13 protein-coding genes, 1 tRNA gene and 1 pseudogene are annotated in these 18,431 nt (G+C 45.9%); 8 read left to right on the forward strand and 7 right to left on the reverse strand.

Going from position 1 to position 18,431, the window contains the following annotated elements; genetic code table 11:
• Nucleotides 1-142 precede the first annotated feature (142 nt).
• From QZW47_RS19060 to QZW47_RS19070, 3 genes and pseudogenes are all read right to left on the reverse strand, one after another.
• Nucleotides 143-1,964: pseudogene (locus QZW47_RS19060) on the reverse strand (ABC transporter ATP-binding protein).
• Between the two features lie 421 nt (nt 1,965-2,385).
• On the reverse strand, nt 2,386-2,847 hold the full coding sequence (locus tag QZW47_RS19065) for a hypothetical protein (RefSeq protein ID WP_293129757.1): 462 nt from the start codon (nt 2,845-2,847) through the stop codon (nt 2,386-2,388).
• A 161-nt stretch (nt 2,848-3,008) separates the two neighbouring features.
• The gene (locus QZW47_RS19070; protein ID WP_293129760.1) at nt 3,009-3,149 is read right to left on the reverse strand and encodes a hypothetical protein; all 141 of its coding nucleotides are present in this window, start codon (nt 3,147-3,149) and stop codon (nt 3,009-3,011) included.
• Nucleotides 3,150-3,369: 220 nt separating this feature from the next.
• Here QZW47_RS19070 and QZW47_RS19075 point away from each other — a divergent pair.
• From QZW47_RS19075 to QZW47_RS19090, 4 genes are all read left to right on the forward strand, one after another.
• A tRNA-Gly gene (locus QZW47_RS19075) sits at nt 3,370-3,441 on the forward strand.
• A 250-nt stretch (nt 3,442-3,691) separates the two neighbouring features.
• Nucleotides 3,692-4,096: a hypothetical protein gene (locus QZW47_RS19080; RefSeq protein ID WP_293129763.1), complete on the forward strand. Its 405-nt coding sequence runs from the start codon at nt 3,692-3,694 to the stop codon at nt 4,094-4,096.
• Between the two features lie 4 nt (nt 4,097-4,100).
• On the forward strand, nt 4,101-5,366 hold the full coding sequence (locus QZW47_RS19085; protein WP_293129766.1) for a glutamate-5-semialdehyde dehydrogenase: 1,266 nt from the start codon (nt 4,101-4,103) through the stop codon (nt 5,364-5,366).
• Between the two features lie 562 nt (nt 5,367-5,928).
• A complete protein-coding gene (locus QZW47_RS19090; RefSeq protein ID WP_293129769.1) occupies nt 5,929-7,056 on the forward strand; it encodes a fatty acid desaturase in 1,128 nt (375 codons plus the stop codon).
• Between the two features lie 436 nt (nt 7,057-7,492).
• Here QZW47_RS19090 and QZW47_RS19095 read toward each other — a convergent pair whose 3' ends face one another.
• Nucleotides 7,493-9,196 carry a lipoxygenase family protein gene (locus QZW47_RS19095; protein WP_293129772.1) on the reverse strand — a complete coding sequence of 568 codons (1,704 nt, stop codon included), beginning with the start codon at nt 9,194-9,196 and terminating at the stop codon, nt 7,493-7,495.
• A 1,158-nt stretch (nt 9,197-10,354) separates the two neighbouring features.
• Between QZW47_RS19095 and QZW47_RS19100 the strand changes: the two genes are divergently transcribed.
• A complete protein-coding gene (locus QZW47_RS19100) occupies nt 10,355-11,398 on the forward strand; it encodes an adenylate/guanylate cyclase domain-containing protein (RefSeq protein WP_293129775.1) in 1,044 nt (347 codons plus the stop codon).
• Nucleotides 11,399-11,790: 392 nt separating this feature from the next.
• Here the strand turns inward: QZW47_RS19100 and fabG are convergent, their stop codons facing one another.
• The gene (gene fabG / locus QZW47_RS19105) at nt 11,791-12,555 is read right to left on the reverse strand and encodes a 3-oxoacyl-[acyl-carrier-protein] reductase (RefSeq protein ID WP_293129777.1); all 765 of its coding nucleotides are present in this window, start codon (nt 12,553-12,555) and stop codon (nt 11,791-11,793) included.
• A gap of 154 nt (nt 12,556-12,709) precedes the next feature.
• On the opposite strand from fabG, the gene trxA reads away from it, so the two are divergent.
• Both trxA and QZW47_RS19115 read left to right on the forward strand, forming a co-directional pair.
• Entirely contained in the window at nt 12,710-13,027 is a 318-nt protein-coding gene (gene trxA, locus QZW47_RS19110; protein ID WP_293129779.1) for a thioredoxin, read from the forward strand.
• A gap of 242 nt (nt 13,028-13,269) precedes the next feature.
• Nucleotides 13,270-13,851 carry a hypothetical protein gene (locus QZW47_RS19115; RefSeq protein WP_293129782.1) on the forward strand — a complete coding sequence of 194 codons (582 nt, stop codon included), beginning with the start codon at nt 13,270-13,272 and terminating at the stop codon, nt 13,849-13,851.
• A gap of 341 nt (nt 13,852-14,192) precedes the next feature.
• Here QZW47_RS19115 and prmA read toward each other — a convergent pair whose 3' ends face one another.
• Both prmA and serA read right to left on the reverse strand, forming a co-directional pair.
• Nucleotides 14,193-15,083, reverse strand: a complete 891-nt coding sequence (gene prmA, locus QZW47_RS19120; protein WP_293129785.1) for a 50S ribosomal protein L11 methyltransferase — start codon at nt 15,081-15,083, stop codon at nt 14,193-14,195.
• A gap of 756 nt (nt 15,084-15,839) precedes the next feature.
• Nucleotides 15,840-17,423: a phosphoglycerate dehydrogenase gene (gene serA / locus QZW47_RS19125; protein ID WP_293129788.1), complete on the reverse strand. Its 1,584-nt coding sequence runs from the start codon at nt 17,421-17,423 to the stop codon at nt 15,840-15,842.
• A 289-nt stretch (nt 17,424-17,712) separates the two neighbouring features.
• Between serA and QZW47_RS19130 the strand changes: the two genes are divergently transcribed.
• Nucleotides 17,713-18,219 carry a hypothetical protein gene (locus tag QZW47_RS19130; RefSeq protein WP_293129791.1) on the forward strand — a complete coding sequence of 169 codons (507 nt, stop codon included), beginning with the start codon at nt 17,713-17,715 and terminating at the stop codon, nt 18,217-18,219.
• The last annotated feature ends 212 nt before the right edge of the window (nt 18,220-18,431 follow it).

Below are 18,431 nucleotides of genomic sequence, written 5' to 3' on the forward strand. Positions count from 1 at the left end.
CTACGAACCTAGCCTGTGGTTAATTGAGCGGAGGCGATATGATGCACTCGGACTGATGAAACCCGGTTTTTTACGGACGGACGCCAGGACGCACTACGAACCTGTGCTTATTGCACCCGAAGTCTGGAAGCGGGGGGAATTCCTACTTAATTAATTCGCCGGTTTCTTGCAGCGAGTGCAGGCGGCGGTAAATGCCTTTTTGGTTCAGGAGTTCGTCGTGACTGCCGACTTCGACGATTTTACCGCCGTCGAGTACGACGATCGCATCGGCTTCGCGAATTGTACTCAGGCGGTGGGCGATAATTATGGTGGTGCGCGTACCCAAGATGTTCTGCATGGCTAGCTGGATCGATCGCTCCGACTCGTAATCCAAACTAGAAGTAGCCTCGTCAAAAATTAACACATCCGGCTCCACCAACAGCGCCCTAGCAATCCCCAACCGCTGGCGCTGACCGCCGGATAACCGCATTCCGCGTTCCCCGACAACGGTATAGTAACCTTGGGGCAACAAGTTCACAAATTCGTCAACTCTGGCGATGCGGGAAGCTTCCTCAACTTGCGCGAAACTTGCTTTGGGATTTCCATATTTCAAATTTTCCAGCAAAGTACCGTTAAACACGTCTACTTCTTGGTGGACAATGGCTAAACGCTTGCGGTAACCAGTGACATTTAAACTGGAAATATCTTCGCCGTCGATCAGAATGCGGCCGGAGTTTGGCTCGAAATACCGAAACAGCAGTTTCACTAATGTTGATTTCCCCGAACCCGATCGCCCGACTAATGCTATGGTTTGACGGGGGATGAATCAATAAATTTACATCCTGCAAAACAGGTTTTTGCCGATCGTACCCAAATGTCAGCCCGCAAAACTCAATTTTCCCGCTAAATCTATAGGGCGACGCGGATGCAGCATTTTCTGTTGCTAAATTCACCGCATCTATACCATCTGGTAACTGGATAAACTCGTGGAATCGGATCATTGAAGAATAGCGGCGGGCAAATAATTCGGCGATACTGCTAATCGGACGCAGTTGGGAATAGGCCATACTTGCCAAAGTGTAAACCGTCACAAAATATCCCAGAGATATTTTACCTGCGACTGTGGCGGCTAGGCTAAAACCCAGAACTGAAAACAAGCAAAGCTGGACGATTGTTTGTCGGTATATCCCCAGGATGATGTATCCTTTGTGAATGCGGTTTATTACAACTTTCAATTCGCGATCGAGTCTGGTTGTTTGCCTTTTGAGTTCTTCAGTTTCAGTGGCGAAAGCTTTGACTGTTTTAATGTTGGTGATAATTTCCGAGTTGCGGCTTTCGGTATTTTCGATATATTCATCCAAAATTTCTTCGCGCCGCGTCAGCCCTTGGAGGCCTTTGAGAGTGAAACTGAGGATAAATAGGAAGGAAACTGAAATTAATAAGCCGATGCGCCATTCAATTAACCAGATAACTGCAAAGATGCCGATTAAGCGCACAACTTCTGGGATGAATTCAGCGGCAATTTCTGGGTATGTCCAAGTATGGTTGGTGATGCCTTTGGCGATACGACTGGAAATCCGACCGGCGTTGTTTTCGTCGTAGAATTCTAAGGGTAAGGTGAGCATTTTGCCGATCGCTCTTTTCATCCAATCCCGCCTTGCTCTCAGGGGGACTACCCAATGAAACCAATATCCCGCCCAAATTTCTATGGGTGCTTTGGCGACTGTTACAAAAAAAATCAAGCCCAGCAAGACGGATAACGAGAATATTTTGCTGGGTGACTGTTGGGTAAGTGAGGCGATCGCAGCGATCGATTTTTGGGTTATTATGTCTGGAGGTTGACCCGACAATACGTTTAAGAGTTGCCCGATCGCGTAGGGTACAGCTAAATCGGCGATCGCAAACAGGCTGGATGCACCGATGCTGAGAGCTGAGATTTGACTGTAGCGGGTGTAGTATTTAAGGATGTCCCGAAAACTTGCCATAAATTTCTGTTGCGATACAACCCTTGTAAACACTTGAGTCTGATAACTGCGCGCGATGGCGCTCGCATTACAAGTATACTACAAAAGTAGTCGCTCGGGGAAATCTATGGGACGCTCTGAAGCAATTGAGCTAGCTCAGGAGTGCGATCGCTGATTGATTGGGAGTAGATATAGCCGAGTCTCAGAAAGATGAGGTACTATCCGGCATAAGGCATGGGGCATAGGGCATAGGGCATAGGGCATAGGGCATAGGGCATAGGGCATAGGGCTATCCTCACCACGCTTGAGAACCGCTATATGATTGGGAAGGGGCGATCAAATGCAGCAGATTTATCGATCGTCGGCAATGATATTTCAATCGTTGATGCAGATAGAGGAAACCGCAGATTAACGCAGATAGTTTCAAAAAGAGCGATCGAACTTAACGCAATGCCGAACTTAGTTGTGGCGTCGCAGAATTATTTGTGCTGGTACTTTTGGGCAACAATTGATTTAGCGCACCACACAAGTATTTCTTCACAGTGTCCCTGCTGGCACCCACCCCACTCGGAAGAGTAAAAATCATCTCTACATTTAATAGATTGCCATCTTGTGAGGCAAATACATCGATCGGCAAAGCACGCTGAAATGCTGTTGCAGGATTTTCTGCTTTCATCGTACCCATACTTACATCGGTGCTGACAGTCTTGATGCCCTCGCGGGCTAAAATGGGTCGCAATTGGGAAAATGCTTTCTCTACCGTTAACCCCTCAACCTGAACACGCGCCGAAAATGCAGCGCCATTGAAAAAGTCCCCTTTTTTTTGAAAGCTTTCTTCGCAGGTTGTGCCAAAAGCAGGGGTGGCTAAACAAAGAAGAGCTACGGTTGAGAGAATCGATCGCATATTAACTAAGTTACGAGTATAAAACCGTCATCAAGACCAGGATAAACACCCTACAACTGTTTGGCAAGCGCTGTCTAATGGCCAAAAAATACAGAAGACAGAATTTGCTTATATTCTGTCTTCCGAGCAATGCTTTCTAATTTTTAGGTTTGAGCAGTCTGTTAGCTGAAGGCGTAGGCTGATTGCAGCGCCCACCAGATGAGGCAGCCGATTCCGCCAGCAATGACGATCGCCGAAATGGCGATGACGATCGGGCTGTCAGCTCCCTTGAACTTCATGATTCCGCGATTTAAGTCTGACATGAGCAGTGTTCTCCCACAATTGCAGCTCGATTGTAGCTTTGCCCTGTGCCGGATGGCGGTCAAAACCAATGCAATTACTGATTTATTTAAGAATCTGGGCCAGGCAATTTCAGGCTGGGAGGGGCATTGAGGCGCTTTGACTGAGTTTCTGAAAAAAACTTACAAAAAACACTTGACAAATCCTCAGAACTAAGAGAATATTGTTAAGACCGCAGGAAATGCGGGTGTAGCTCAGTGGTAGAGCGTCACCTTGCCAAGGTGAATGTCGCGCGTTCGAATCGCGTCACCCGCTTTAAAAAGTCGAGTAAAATAAAAAAGCTCGCAAAGTAGATAGAGAAGCTGTGCGACATACTCCTAACGGTTGTTGAGAATAGCTCAGTTAGTGGTAGAATTGAAACCAGAACTTGTAAGTGAAAATTGCCGATCGGGCGATCGCTCGCCACAGGCAGTTGAAAGCCTGAAAAAAGCAGCACAGACAAGTTTGATTTAGTCGATATGTTAACGATTATTTTTGCACAAACGCTTTTTTTATCTGATCGCTCGTGCCATCTCAAAAAGCTCTAAAAATTGACTTGAACGATGAGTACCCCTGCCCTTGCCGGCGCCGGGGCCGTATCGTTCCCATCACGCTTACAGAAGCCTTTGGCTGCAACCGCTGTCAGCAAATATTCGTATTGGACGAAAGCGGACACGTCATCGAGCAACTATCAACGAACTATCCTTACAAGCAGGCTTGGCGGTGGACGGGGAACCAGTGGCACAGGGCGCATCCGGGTTTGAAGGCGCACTACTTGCCGCTGGCTCTGGGGATGATTTTGGTGCCGCTAGTGATTTGGTTGCCCCTGGCGCTACACTCGCCGGGCCCGAATGTGATACTGTGGGCGATGGTCGCCGTGCTGCTAGCCATGCTGCCGGCGCTGATGGTATGGCTGGCTTACAGGCGTTAGCTAGATGATAATACAGGATTTTAGTCATTCATCAGATGGGGCAAATGTCGCCCGCCGCGCTTATCAAGCTTCTTTGGAGTTGGCGGCGACAAAGAGTGGCGATCGCGCTGCTGCTTTGCAAGCGATGGCGATCGCGCTCAAACGCCGACAAAATGACATTTTAGAAGCGAATACTCTGGATCTCGAAGCCAGTCGCGATATGGCGATTCCCGAGTTGATTGTGGACTGGCTGAAGCTGACACCGGAACGGATTAAGACAACTGTCCAAATTCTGCAACGCTTGGGGGAAATGCCAGATCCGATCGGCAGGGTGATCAATGCTTCTTATCAAGTTGATCGCTGTCAAGTGTACTGTCAATCGCTGCCGCTGGGCGCGATCGCCTTAATTTACGAGGCGTTTCCCGAGTTAGGGGCGATCGCGGCCGGTTTGTGTCTCAAAAGCGCTAACAGCTTGATTCTCAAAGGTGGCAGCGAAAGCTGGCAAACTAATGGTGTAATTGGAGAAGCTTTGATGTCGGCGATCGATGAGGTTGGTTTGCCCTCAGGATGCTTGCAGGTACTGCCGCCGGATCGGGGCGCTTCGATTCGGGATTTAGTCACTCAAGACCAATATCTCAATTTAATTATTCCCTACGGCAGGCCGAGTTTGGTGCAGCAGGTGGTGAGGCTGTGCACGGCGCCCGTGTTGCGATCGGCAATGGGCAATTGCTACCTGTATTGGTCGCCGACTGGTAGTTTGGAGATGGCAAGGTGGATGATTTTGGACAGCCATCAAAGCGTCCCCGATCCGGTAAATGCGATCGAGAAAGTCCTGATCGATCGCAATCAAAAGCCTTCTTCCTTAGTCAGGCTGTGGAACAGTTTAAAAGAAAAAGGCTTTCAAATTAGCGCCGACGCCGATTTGATAGCAGATTTCCCCGAGTTGAAGCTGGCTGAACCTTACGAGTGGACTCAACCGTATTTAAACAAAACCATCGCCTTTAAAGTTGTCGATAGTTTAGAAATTGCGATCGGCTGGATCAACCGCTACAGTAGCGGCCACGCTGACGCCATCGCCACAGAATCTTACCTAGAAAGCCGCCAATTTGCGTTGGATGTGAACAGTGCCTCAACATTCATTAATGCCTCGCCTCGGTTTTGGCGCTATCAAAATCGCGGAGATGCGATATTTTTGGGAATGTCCAACCAAAAAGGTTATCGTCGGGGATTAATTGGTTTAGATACACTCACAACAATTAAAGAAATTGTTCAAGGAAACGGACTATTTTAGTGACTTACATCCGGCGGCTTTGCTGTTGAATATAATTTCAGGCATGGCATCTTTATTTGATAATTTTTGTCGTAAGGAACGATATCGTGTTCGAGCGATTAACCGCAACAAAATTCGAGATCCGTCTGTGTGATGGTAATTGAGCGGACATAAGATCAGAGATGATATTATACCAAGCGCGAACAATCTATGTAACAATATTCGTAGGGTGTGTCGTCGCGATTAATAGCAAAAAAATACGAAAAATAGACCCACCGACGCACCAGCGCGACATAATTTGACTAAACCTTCCTCAATTAAGATTATTGTAGCAGGGATTTTTTTAATTGGTATTATCTGCAAAATCTCTAAGAATAGGAGATTTTGTGGCGACTAGATTTGATTGCTATCAAAATAGATAATAATTACAATTTTTTACTAATTACGTTTTTAGGATAGGGAAAATATTCGGAAAAAACTTGTATTTCTCCTAAAAAATTTGCTCGTTCTAAATTATCCCAAACCAGATATAATTAAAACAGGAAAAACAATCTGACTGAAATTACGGTGTTATTAGCAAACAATGAATTCTGAACAAACGCTCATTTCTTTAGACGAGACAGTCGATCGCGAAACGCTAATTCACCAATCGGCATACATTAAAAAATTGCGTCCGCTGCTGCCGCCAGAGGCCTTTGAACCAGACTCTAGCAAGTTAGCAATCCTGTTAATCAATCTGGGAATTCTCTTGCTGGGATGGGGAATTGCCGACAATCTCGATCGCTGGCCTGTCTATTTTTTATGGCTTTACTTACCTTTAGCCGCGATTATGGGCAATAGTATCATAGTTTTGCTATTTAGCTCCCACGATTTGATGCACGGCAGCGTTCAGAAAAAGTCTGCCCTGACTTATCCGATCGCCTTTTTGGGCCTAAGTATGCTATTGATGCCACCTACTCAGTGGAAATCGCTGCACAACCTAGTACACCACAATACCACCAATTCCCTAGCAGACCCCGATCGCAATTACCTGCACCAACAGCCGGATACTTGGGGAAAATGGATTCAAAATCTATTTGTACCCTCGGTAGAAGTCAATCCGCTGTGGTTGATTGTCGGGATGGCTGGATCGTGGGCGGTGCATAACTTCCGCAACGTGTCCTCGGTGTTGTTATTCAACGATAAATCTGTGGATTACGTGCCGGCTGCCTTTACAGTTAGCAAAAAAGATAGATTGACGATCGCCCTAGAGTGTTTGGGCATCTTGGCAATTCATCTGTGCATCTTGTTCTACCTAGACTTTAACCCGATTAAAGTTACTCTGGCATACATTTTGCCGATCGCGATCGGTCATGCAGGAGCAATGTTTTACATCTTTACCAACCATATGGGTTGTCGGATGACTAGCATTAACGATCCGCTGATCAATAGTGCTTCGTTGCGGGTTCCTAAAATATTTGACCTGCTGCACTTCAATTTCTCTTACCACACAGAGCACCACATTTTCCCCAGCATCAACTCAAACTATTACCCAATGGTGCAAGAGTTGTTAGAAATTCACTATCCCCAGCGGATGAATTTAATCGATGCTGGGGAAGCTTGGCGGTTGCTGAGGGAAACGCCGCGGCATTACAAAGATGAAGTTACCTTCACTGATTCCCTAGGAAAAATATCAGTTAATTGCAGTATTCTGGAAGAATACAAAGGCTAATTTAACGATGTTTAAAAAGCCGTAGGTTTGCACTGCACACCTACGGCTTTTACACAGTTATATTATGTTTTAATATTGGTTTGTACTGACAAATGATAGTCAAGCTTCATGGATGCGGACGCCAGGACGCACTACAAACCTTTTTTACGGAATTGAGCTGTATATTGCAATACGGTTCACTTAAAGTTTTTTTGTCATTGCGAGCGTACCCGCGAAGCAATCGCAGTGTTTATTTTTCACATGATTTTATAGACTGAACAGTCTTAAGTAAACCGTATTGCTGTATATTGGGTTTGTCGTGAGGACTAATAGTCAAGGTTGATGAATGCGGACTGAAGTCCGCACTACAAACCTTTTTTACGGAATTGAGCGGAGATAATATTCTCACGTGAAAAATTACTGAGGTTGATCTATGGTTTTTCACGCAGATTCGGTATTAGATGCTGATGCTATTGATCACTAAAGAAGGTTTGAGAGCAACATATGGCACTAATCGCTTTTTATTGTTGGCATCAATTTTCTGTTCGGCCACATTCAAATCTTGCTGGAATTGCCTGACCAACTGTGGGATCGGAGTTCCATCAAAAACCTCGTCGAAGGTGGCACGGTAGAGGTCTCGAAAAGAGCGATCGTAATAACCCAAGCGGTCATATTTATAAGCTGACAGAGTAAACAGAATCCGCAGTTGTTCGGCAGCTTTTTTGAATGGTGGCAGCAACTGGAGAATATTTATTTCCGTAATTACTTCCGGAACACCTGACTTGGTAATTCCCGGAATGTCGCGGTAGGCAGCCAAAGGCATATTGGCGGCAAAACTCATGTATTGATGCTGGGTATAATTCACAGCAGAATGCTGCGGCCCGCAGGTGAAAATCACTGTGGTGGCAATATCAATCAATTGTTGAACATCGTCAATGCGCGGCGGCATTCCTTTGACTTTACCTCCAGTCTTGGAGGATAATTCTTGCGCCCAGCGTTGCAGTTCGCTATCATCAGTAATTTTCTGTTTTGTCGGGTAAAAGAATTTGAGATAGCCGGAGACAAAGGTTTTAATCGCGTTCCACAGCAGCAATCCGTCATCTCGGTAAGGATAGTGAGGCAATTGAGTTGTGTTTTCCATGCCGCGATTTTTTAGTTCCGCCGGGAAGGCAAATTGATCTAGGCTCCAGTTAGTGCAAGCTTCTCTACCTATTTCTATTGTCTCTGGCAAGGTTCCTGCCAGCAACTCATCGACGGGGCCTCCAGGGGCGATCAATTGAGTGCGTGCGAGATTGTTGTTGGTCAACATGAAGCGAAAGTGGGGTTTGAGCAGTAAGCTGAGGGGATGATTTTCAGCTAGCTGTCGGGCTGTGACGATCGCGATCGGTTCCATAACCAGATGAGTTCGACCTAAATGCGAGCTCATTTCGTGGTGATTGGCATCTGCTGTTTGCACGCAGAGTTTGGCAAACAACCAATTGAGCGGCGGATCTGAAGGCGTGTAGATATGGCTGCCCGGTTTAGGATCTAGTTGAATGGCAATAGGTACCATTTCGCCGCGATCGCGCACTCCCGTCCACCGCCAAGCGAAGAAAGCACGGGGTTTCGGCAAGTATTTCCGGCCTTTTTCATAGGTTCCTCCTTGAATTCGAGCAGGGGCGCGATAGTTTCCATCAGTACCCGTGTAATCGGCAACGTAAATACATTTATCTCGCAACAGTTTGGGGAGTTCCAATAATGGCTGTGCGGCTGCCACTTTGGCGATCGTCTCTGCCCGAGCGTCGCTGGGATCTAAGAGGCGAAGCACCATCGGATTTGCCCCGGATAAGCGCTGTTCGGCAAAAGAGCGATCGGTTTGGTAAGTCTTGGCAACTTGAGGCAGCCGGAATACGGGAAAGAAGTCTTCATAGTCTTGGAGCTCGTCGAGAGGATCTAGAAACGATCTCGCTTGAACGGCCAACATATTTATAGCAAGTTCAGAGGTTGCTATTATCCGTTCTCCAATATAGTCGCTCGAAAAATTCTCAATCGCTGGCACAGTTTTTAATAATGCCAAAGGCGACAAACTGTTAAAGTCAAACTGATAAGCTTGTTGCTGCTGATTTAAGTAATCGCTGCGCTGTTGTTTGTTGCTATCGTCTTGAGGAAGGGAAGGTTTCATGATTTTTAAGATTTATTAACTTTTACCTTTGTTTTGTAGTAAAATAGTTTTAGCAATTACCACAAGTGGGGAGTGCAGGCATCAAGTCTTGTGACTGTATAATAGAACTGCGTACAATCATAGTTCTGCGAGGGCTAATGGCGCTCCGGACAGTTTCGATTTATGTTGCTGATATTCGTTGCAGCTTTCCAACCTCAGGGATTATCGCATTCGGGAGTCTAGCTTCATCCCGAACTCAAAGCCTCGTAGCAAAGCGAAAGTTATCATGATTTAAAAAATAGTGAAAATATAGGGCTGTTGCAGGTAATTGAACAACGAATTTATTGGGTTTGAGGCTAGGCTCAATTGATTAAGAATTATGTCAGTCCATTTAGGATTTGAGATTTACCCCACAGCATTTACTGGGGAATTGAATAGGGCTGTTTTCAGCGTGCGATCGCCTATTTAAGGCTGAGCCATAGCATTCTAGATTTGAGATTGCAGAATTGGGAATTTAATGATGGGCGTCTGGTTTGGCTCGCGGAGTGCGGGGCTACAGTTGGGTTATTTTTTAAACTGGTGTCTGTTTAGCCGTTGAGGTGAGGGCAGGGGGAGCAAGTGTCGATCGCCACTTATCGGAAAGTTGGGTCTAAAACCCTGTGCTTTTAGCACGGCTTTAAGTTAAAATAGAAGTGGTTGAAATTCCCAAGGTGGGCGGTTGTGAAGCGGCTTTGAGTCGGCACCCTTGAACCTGAAAGCTTCAGAAAAGCACAAAAAAGGGTAGCGAAAACCTTGTAAAACAGAGCTAGAGAATCACCGCATTCTCATACCAGAAAATACATAATTTGGTTTCATTAATCAAGTAGGGCGGGGCACGCCCAAACTCTAGGTCGTATCCTAGTACGCTTTTGGAGATAGACCCTCTGGGGTTGCTGTAAATCAGGCTCGTCAATTGGTGTTTGTTCACGGTTGAAAGGTTTGAAGATTGCTCGCAAGAGATACGGTGCTTAAAGGTCAGTCGCTGAATTAAGAATCTCCGTCGCCCAGAGCGCGGAGAGTGTCAAACTGAATAAATCAGGGAATGCAGAAAAAATATCGAAAAACCGGGTTTGCATACAAGTTCGCTGCAATAACAGATGTCCGCGAGATCGATCGCTACAAACGCTAGACGCGCCATATATGCCATATATTCACTATCTGCCGGACGATCGCGCGATCGAGATAGACGACGACGATATAATTCTGGAAGCTTCGCGGAGGGCAGGCATTCCCCACACCCACATCTGCGGCGGTAGCGCCCGATGTTCGACTTGTCGCGTCTTGATTGTCGAAGGTTTGGAATTTTGCTCGCCCCGCAATTCAGCGGAAGATGAGCTGGCGAAAAAATTGCGTCTAGAGCCGGAAATTAGGCTGGCGTGTCAGACACAGGTGGCGGGCGGGAAGGTGATTTTGCGCCGACTGGCGATCGATTCTGAAGACTTGGAATCATTTAACGACGAAATGGCCGGAAAGTTTATTCATGCTCCGGTGGGTCAAGAAAAGAAAATTGCAATTTTGTTTGCCGATATTCGAGGGTTTACGCCGTTTGCAGAATCGCTGTTACCCTACGATGTAATTTATGTTTTAAATCGCTATTTCCAAAAAATGGGTTATGCGATCAACCGCAACGGCGGGATGATTAATAATTATATGGGCGACGGTTTTATGGCGCTGTTTGGGTTAGAAAATCCTGACAAGGCGGCGGAACAAGCGGTGAGGGCTGGGGTGGATATGCTGGAGGAACTAGAGAAACTCAATCCCTATTTTGAGACTTTATACCGTCACCGATTGCGGATTGGGATTGGGATTCACTGCGGTTTGGTGGTTGTGGGGAATCTGGGGGCCGAGCAAAATCAGTCGGTTACAGCGATCGGGGATGCGGTGAATTTGGCCAGCAGGATTGAATCTGCGAACAAGCAAGTGGGCACAAGTCTGTTGATTTCCGAGGAGACTTATCAGGAAATCAAGGATTTGGCGATCGTCAACCAGCGCGTATCAGTTAAAATCCCCGGAAAGAGCGGCGAATATCCGCTTTACGAAGTTGTCGGGATGCCACCGATACCCGTGGAAATTGAGGAGATTTCCGAGGTTGAGAGAAGTTCTATTTGGCAGAGTTTTGTCAAGAGATTAAAGCGTTCTTTTGCTGCGGTGCGAAATTGGATAAGGAAATTATTTGGATTGTAAAACTTATACCAATTATGAAAAAAATTGCTACTACGGAACTTAAACAATCTAATTTGTAGGGAAACGGCATTGCCGTCTCCGGCCGGGACTTATGCCAATGATATAATTTCCGGTCGATTACCATGAAAAACGGTTCGTAGTGCGGACTTAAGTCCGCCCTCCGGCTGCGGACTTAAGTCCGCACTACGAACCTTACTTATTGTGATTAGACCTCTTGCAAAAATAGTTAGGAACGGGCTCTTCGGCCCGTTCCACAAAGATATTTTTTATGTGGAACGGGCCGAAGAGCCCGTTCCAAAAGTTGATAAAAAAGATTTTTGCAAGAGGTCTATTAATCGCACCGCAGATATCCGCGTTCATCCCCGTGCATCTGCGGTTAAAAATGCCCCAATCTAAGCCATCACCATGCCACCATCAACATTAAAAACCTGCCCGGTAACATAGGCCGCCGCCGCATCCGCTGCCAAAAACTTCACCATCCCCGCAACTTCCTCAACTTCGCCGTATCTTCCCAGCGGAATGTACTTTAAAATCTCATCAGATTTGACATCTTTTGTCATATCTGTGGTGATAAATCCAGGTGCAACCGCATTCACAGTAATTGCGCGACTCGCCAACTCTTTCGCCACAGTTTTAGTAAATCCAATTACTCCAGCTTTTGCCGCACTGTAATTAGCTTGTCCGGGATTTCCCATTTGACCGGCAACCGAAGCAATATTAATAATTCGGCCGCTGCGCTGTTTCAGCATGATTTTGCTGGCAGCTTTTGTGCACAAAAATACGCCGGTGAGATTCAAATCAATCACGGCTTGCCAATCTTCTAGCTTCATCCGCAGCAGCAAAGTATCGCGGGTGATGCCGGCATTGTTCACCAAAATGTCAATCCGTCCCCATTTTTCCATGACTTTGCTGATGAGTGCATCTACTTGGTCAGTTTTGGAGACATCTGCTGCAAGGGCGACAGATTCTCCGCCCGCTGCGATGATTTCTGCTACGACTTCATCAGCCGCAGCGCTGGAACTCGCATAGTTAACAGCGACTTTAGCGCCTTCTGCTGCTAAGCTTAAGGCGACGGCGCGGCCGATGCCCCTGGATGCACCGGTGACGACGGCAACTTTACCCCGCAATCTCTGATATGACTCTGGCAATAATTCCATAATTCTGTCCTCGCAAATCTACGCTCACAGAATTCTGCCCTAAAATTGATCCAGAACCAAAAAAATTTATACTGACTTACCGAGTTCAGTTGTCACAAGTCCCTACTCGTTAACCCTTCGGGTATAATGGGCGTCCCTTTACCACATTTTTAAAATGGCAGTTCAAAAACAGTTCAACAGTTTTGAGGAGTTACTATCGAGCTCTGAGTTGCCTGTACTGGTAGATTTTTATGCTACTTGGTGCGGGCCTTGTCAGATGATGGTGCCGATTTTGGAGCAGGTGAGCGGTCAGACGAAAGATAAGCTGATGGTTGTTAAGATTGATACGGATAAGTACGAGCAGTTGGCGTCGCAGCATCACATTTATGCTTTGCCGACTTTGGTGCTGTTTAAGAATGGTGTTGAGGTCGATCGCATCGAGGGAGTATTGCAACCGGCGCAGTTGATCGATCGACTGCAACCTTTCTTGTAGATTCGTAGTCAGGACTTCACTTTGCTCTGAAAGAACTAAAGTCCTTACTACCAACGATAAAGTTAGGTTCGTAGTAAGGACTTTAGTCCTCTTTTGGCTACCAACGATAAAGTTAGGTTCGTAGTAAGGACTTTAGTCCTCTTTTGGCTACCAACGATAAAGTTAGGTTCGTAGTGAGGACTTTAGTCCTCTTTTGGAAGGACTAAAGTCCTCACTACAAACCAATTGTGCATTTTTGTGTCATGAAAACTCCCAGCCACGCTATTATCAATCTGGCTATTCTGGGTAAACCGGAACTGCCGCAATTTAATCTGATTATTGCGATCGGCGGAATTTTACCGGATCTGCCGATATTTTTATTTTACTTTTGGGCGAAGTACATTGCTCGCTTGCCGGAAGCTAAAATCTGGTCGGAAGCATACTATGAGCCTTTTAACCAAAATGTTGTTGCTTTGTTTCATTCAATTCCGCTAGCGGTGATGGGCTGGCTAATTGCTTATTACTTTGGCTGGCAAAATCTACAAATTATGTTTTTGAGTATGGTTTTGCACTCTTTGGGGGATTTACCGCTGCATAATGATGATGCTCACAGGCACTTTTTCCCGTTTAGCAATTACCGTTTTATCAGTCCGATTTCTTATTGGGATCGGAATCACTACGGGTCAATTGTTTCTGTGGTCGAAATGTTGTTGGTGATGCTATCAAGTTACCATGTTTTTGGTTTTGTTGAGTCTTATGTTGGCAAGATATTGATGATTTTGGTGAATTGTTTTTACTTAATTACTTCTGTATTGTTTTACGTTCGCGGTCTAATTACTGTTTAATTATTATGCTGCAATTGGTATCCAACTCAAATGCTTTAAGGTACGTCACCCAATGTTTTACTAATTGTGGATTGAATTCTGGTAGCTGACTCACCCTACTAATGACCAATAAATAATGACCAATAACTAATACCATTTTGACCAATTCTTGCTACATTAAGCACATATAAATGATCTGTCATTATCATGAATTTCCGGAGACGGCAGTGCCGTGTCCCTAGGGGTAAAAACCTCTAATTTATTTGTTGTAGCAATGTTTTTTTAAATTGGTATAATGACCAATGACTAATGACTAATGACTAATGACTAATGACTAATGACTAATGACTAATGACTAATTATTAACTGCGCCGAATATTGAAACAGCACCAATCTTGGCGCTTCCAGAGAGTAGCGACAATCCAGCCGTGCTGTTCGAGAGTGTCTGCGATTGGTTTAGCTTGGTCGAGCAAAATGCCGCTGAGAACTGCCCAAGTAGTCGGCTTGCTAATGGCGGTGAACTGCGGTATCAAATCTATGATTACTTCTGCTAAAATATTGCACATCAAACCGTCGATCGGGCCGCCGGTCATTTCTATGAGCCGATCGACACTTCCGAGCTCTGCAACCAACTGTTGAGGGTTAATGCGGTTCAGTTGTCGGTTGCTGATAGTCGATCGCACTGCCAAAGGATCTGTATCCAAAGCATAAACCTTTGTCGCGCCCAGCAAAACGGCGCCGATCGACAAAATACCAGATCCGCAGCCGATATCAGCAACTACACATTCTTTGTCATCAAAACCAAGACGCATTTCCAGCGACTCCAAACACAGTTGAGTCGTAGCGTGAGCGCCCGTACCGAAAGCGACACCGGGATCTAAACGCAAGACAACGCGATCGATATCAGTCGGTATGGGGAGCCAAGCTGGATTAATTAAAAAGCGATCGCCCACTTCTTGAGGCTGCCAGTGCATCTTCCAACTGCTGCCCCAGTCCTCCTCTTCAATCAAATTCCACTGCATCGCAGGTACGGGCACACCTGCACACAGAGCATCTTGGCGCAGCCATAGAGACAGGGCGGCCAAATCCAGCAATCGGGCCTGTTCTTCGGGCAAATAAGCCGAAATCAGGCAGGAATTACTTTTGATCTCAGTCGCAGTCCCGCGACAATTAAATTGTTCCATACGCCAAAAGATGATATCTTCCAGCGCCGGATCGCAAAGAATTCTAATTTCCCACCAGCTATGTGCCATGACTATTTTAGATTTTAGATTTTAGATTTTAGATTGGCCCGTCAGGAACTGAAGACTGGGAACTGGGGAGTGAGGAATGAGGATTGACTAATATAAAAATTCCAGCTTTTTTGCCAATTAACAATGACCAATCACCCATTACTAATTATCAGTCCTTGCATCCAAAATCTAAATTCCAAAATCCTTCAAAGAGTTACCGTCTAGCGATTTTAGATTTTAGATTTTAGATTGGGGAACGTAAAATCTAAAATCCTTTAAAAAGTTACCGTTTAACGATTTTAGATTTTAGATTTTAAATTTTAGATTGGGGAACGTAAAATCTAAAATCCTTTAAAAAGTTACCGTTTAACGATTTTAGATTTTAGATTTTAAATTTTAGATTGGGGCTACCTAAAATCTCAAATCCTTTAAAAAGTTACCGTTTAACGATTTTAGATTTTAGATTGGGGAACCTAAAATCTCAAATCCTTTAAAAAGTTACCGTTTAACGATTTTAGATTTTAGATTTTAGATTTTAAATTTTAGATTGGGGCTACCTAAAATCTCAAATCCTTTAAAAAGTTACCGTTTAACGATTTTAGATTTTAGATTGGGGAACCTAAAATCTAAAATCCTTTAAAAAGTTACCGTTTAACGATTTTAGATTTTAGATTTTAAATTTTAGATTGGGGCTACCTAAAATCTCAAATCCTTTAAAAAGTTACCGTTTAACGATTTTAGATTTTAGATTGGGGAACCTAAAAAATCTAAAATCCTTTAAAGATTCACCGTGTAAGCATCCCGAATCCCAGGGACTTTCATGATCTCGGCCAATATGCCCTCTGGTAGAGGGTCATCCAGGCTCAAAACCATCACCGCATCGCCTCGCACGATTTTACGGCCTACTTGCATACTGGCAATATTGACATTAAAACTGCCCAATTGGGAACCAATTTTGCCAATAATCCCTGGCATATCGCGGTGCAGGGTAAACAGCATATGGTTAGTCGGGGAAACGTTGACTGGGAAATCGTCAACGCTAGTAATCCGAATTTCGCTTTCGCCAAGGACTGCACCTGTTACGGTGTGTTCGCCGAGACTTCCCTTGGCCGAGAGGCGCAGAGAGCCTGTGTAGTCGCGGATTGAGGCGTCTCTGGTTTCAACGACGCGAATTCCGCGTTCTTTGGCTTCAATGCTGGCGTTGACGTAGTTAACGCGCTCTCGCAGGGCTTGGGAGAGCAGGCCTTTGAGGGAGGCGACGACTACGGGCTGGCTTTGGTTGCTGGCCAATTCGCCTTGGAGTTGGACGTTGAGGTAATCGACTCGGCCTCCGGCTAGCTGGCTGACGAGGTTGCCGAGGGTTTCGGCGAGTTGCAGGTAGGGTTTGAGTTTTTCGATCGAATCTGGGAAGATTCCTGGTATGTTAACAGCCGATCGCGCCGGCAGTCCCAACAACACATCACGAATTTGTTCGGCAACATCGATCGCCACATTCACCTGAGCTTCAGCCGTAGAAGCTCCCAAGTGAGGCGTCAGCACGATGTTTTGCCCGACATTCCGCAATGGAGAATCAGCTTCCAGCGGCTCATGTTCGTAAACATCGATCGCTGCACCGGCGATTTGACCTGATTTGATAGCTTCTGCGAGGGCTGCTTCGTCGATGATGCCACCTCTGGCGCAGTTAATGATCCTGGCCGTGGGCTTCATCTTCGACAGCACCTCAGCGTTAATTAAGTGCAGAGTTTCCGGCGTTTTGGGGATGTGCAGGGTGATGTAGTCGGATTCGCGCATCAACAGTTCGAGCTCTACCAAGCGGCAGCCCAACTGTTCGGCTCTTTCAGTAGAGATGAAGGGATCGTAAGCGAGCAGTTTCATGCCCATTGCTTTGGCTGCGGTGGCGAGGTGGGAGCCGATTTTGCCCAAACCGACGATACCGAGGGTTTTTTTGTAAACTTCTACGCCGATAAAGCGGTTGCGCTCCCATTTACCGCCTTTGACGGAGGCGTTGGCTTCCGGGATGTGGCGGGACATCGATAGCATCATGGCGATCGCGTGTTCGGCTGCTGCGATCGTGTTGCCTTCGGGGGAGTTGACGACTACAATTCCTTTGCGGGTAGCGGCGGGGACATCGACATTATCTACGCCAACGCCCGCTCTACCGATGATTTTTAGTAGATTTCCGGCTTCAATGATTTCTTTGGTAACTTGGGTGCCAGAACGGATCATTAAAGCATCGTAATCTGGAATAATTCGCACGAGCTCTTCGGCTGAAAGCCCTGTGTTCACGTCAACTTGTGCGACTTGGGAGAGGATGTCAATACCGGCTTGGTCGATCGGATCGGATACTAGAACTTTAGGCATAGCAAGCAATTGAGTGCAATAGTAAAAATAGGCCGAGCGTTGGCGAGCTCAAAGTTGAGACTTATGACTTAGAGCAGAATCTAACAGCTCAGCTCAAGCTTGCCTTTGTGCAGTTTGAATTGTATCTGTATTCGGTCAAGGTCGGTCGTTTTTGCGAGAAATATTTTACCTTTGCGGGCGATCGAATGGGAGCGATCGTCTGAAAAACGTCCAATTCCTTAGCTAGCAAGTCTTTTCAGGCTATAATGAATTCCGGGTATTGAAGCCTAACTATCAGGAATTATTGTCAATGAATTATCTTATCGCCGTATTGCCCGATCGAATGCAAGCCGAAGCTGCCTATTGCGCCCTCGAAAAAGAAGGCTTACCCATGAAGCAAGTCAGCATTTTGGGCCGCGGCTACAAAACGGCTGATGAATTTGGCTTAATTGACCCCAACCAGCAAGCGAAGAAACAAGCTAAACTCATGGCTGTTTGGCTGATACCGTTTGGCTTTATTGCCGGCGTTACTTTTAGCTTGATGACAGAGTTGAAGACTTTTGCATGGGCGGGCGAAATTGGCGATCACGCGATCGGCGGAGTGCTAGGTGCGATCGCAGCCGGAATGGGCAGCGTATTTGTCGGCGGTGCGGGAGGAATGGCCTTTGGTAGCGGCGATGCTTTGCCCTACCGCAACCGTTTGAATGCGGGCAAATTTTTGATTGCAGTTAAAGGTAATGACAATTTAACCAATCAAGCAGCTAATATCTTGCAGCAATTTGAACCGGAAAATATGCAAGGTTATACAGAGACTTAATTCTCATCTGCGTTCCTCTGCGTTCCTTTGCTGTTAAAAATTAAAATTTAAAGTAAGGTATGTGAGGTACACAAAACAGGTAGGGACGATCGGCTCAGTGGCGTCCCTACAGGACTCTGGAATGTAGCGAATAAATCTGCAATCTGCTGCTTCCTTAATTTGACAATCTTAGAGTATAATCAAAGTAGTGCAACTGTTAAGAAAGTAGAGTT

It is taken from the genome of Microcoleus sp. bin38.metabat.b11b12b14.051, assembly GCF_013299165.1.
Taxonomy (GTDB): Bacteria; Cyanobacteriota; Cyanobacteriia; order Cyanobacteriales; family Microcoleaceae; genus Microcoleus.

Excerpts from the sequence above, each read along its gene's own strand:
- QZW47_RS19065 (WP_293129757.1), bottom strand. The coding sequence starts at position 2,847 with ATGCGATCGATTCTCTCAACCGTAGCTCTTCTTTGTTTAGCCACCCCT.
- QZW47_RS19070 (WP_293129760.1), bottom strand. The coding sequence starts at position 3,149 with ATGTCAGACTTAAATCGCGGAATCATGAAGTTCAAGGGAGCTGACAGC.
- QZW47_RS19085 (WP_293129766.1), top strand. The coding sequence starts at position 4,101 with ATGATAATACAGGATTTTAGTCATTCATCAGATGGGGCAAATGTCGCC.
- QZW47_RS19090 (WP_293129769.1), top strand. The coding sequence starts at position 5,929 with ATGAATTCTGAACAAACGCTCATTTCTTTAGACGAGACAGTCGATCGC.
- QZW47_RS19095 (WP_293129772.1), bottom strand. The coding sequence starts at position 9,196 with ATGAAACCTTCCCTTCCTCAAGACGATAGCAACAAACAACAGCGCAGC.
- QZW47_RS19100 (WP_293129775.1), top strand. The coding sequence starts at position 10,355 with ATGCCATATATTCACTATCTGCCGGACGATCGCGCGATCGAGATAGAC.
- fabG (WP_293129777.1), bottom strand. The coding sequence starts at position 12,555 with ATGGAATTATTGCCAGAGTCATATCAGAGATTGCGGGGTAAAGTTGCC.
- trxA (WP_293129779.1), top strand. The coding sequence starts at position 12,710 with ATGGCAGTTCAAAAACAGTTCAACAGTTTTGAGGAGTTACTATCGAGC.
- QZW47_RS19115 (WP_293129782.1), top strand. The coding sequence starts at position 13,270 with ATGAAAACTCCCAGCCACGCTATTATCAATCTGGCTATTCTGGGTAAA.
- prmA (WP_293129785.1), bottom strand. The coding sequence starts at position 15,083 with ATGGCACATAGCTGGTGGGAAATTAGAATTCTTTGCGATCCGGCGCTG.
- serA (WP_293129788.1), bottom strand. The coding sequence starts at position 17,423 with ATGCCTAAAGTTCTAGTATCCGATCCGATCGACCAAGCCGGTATTGAC.
- QZW47_RS19130 (WP_293129791.1), top strand. The coding sequence starts at position 17,713 with ATGAATTATCTTATCGCCGTATTGCCCGATCGAATGCAAGCCGAAGCT.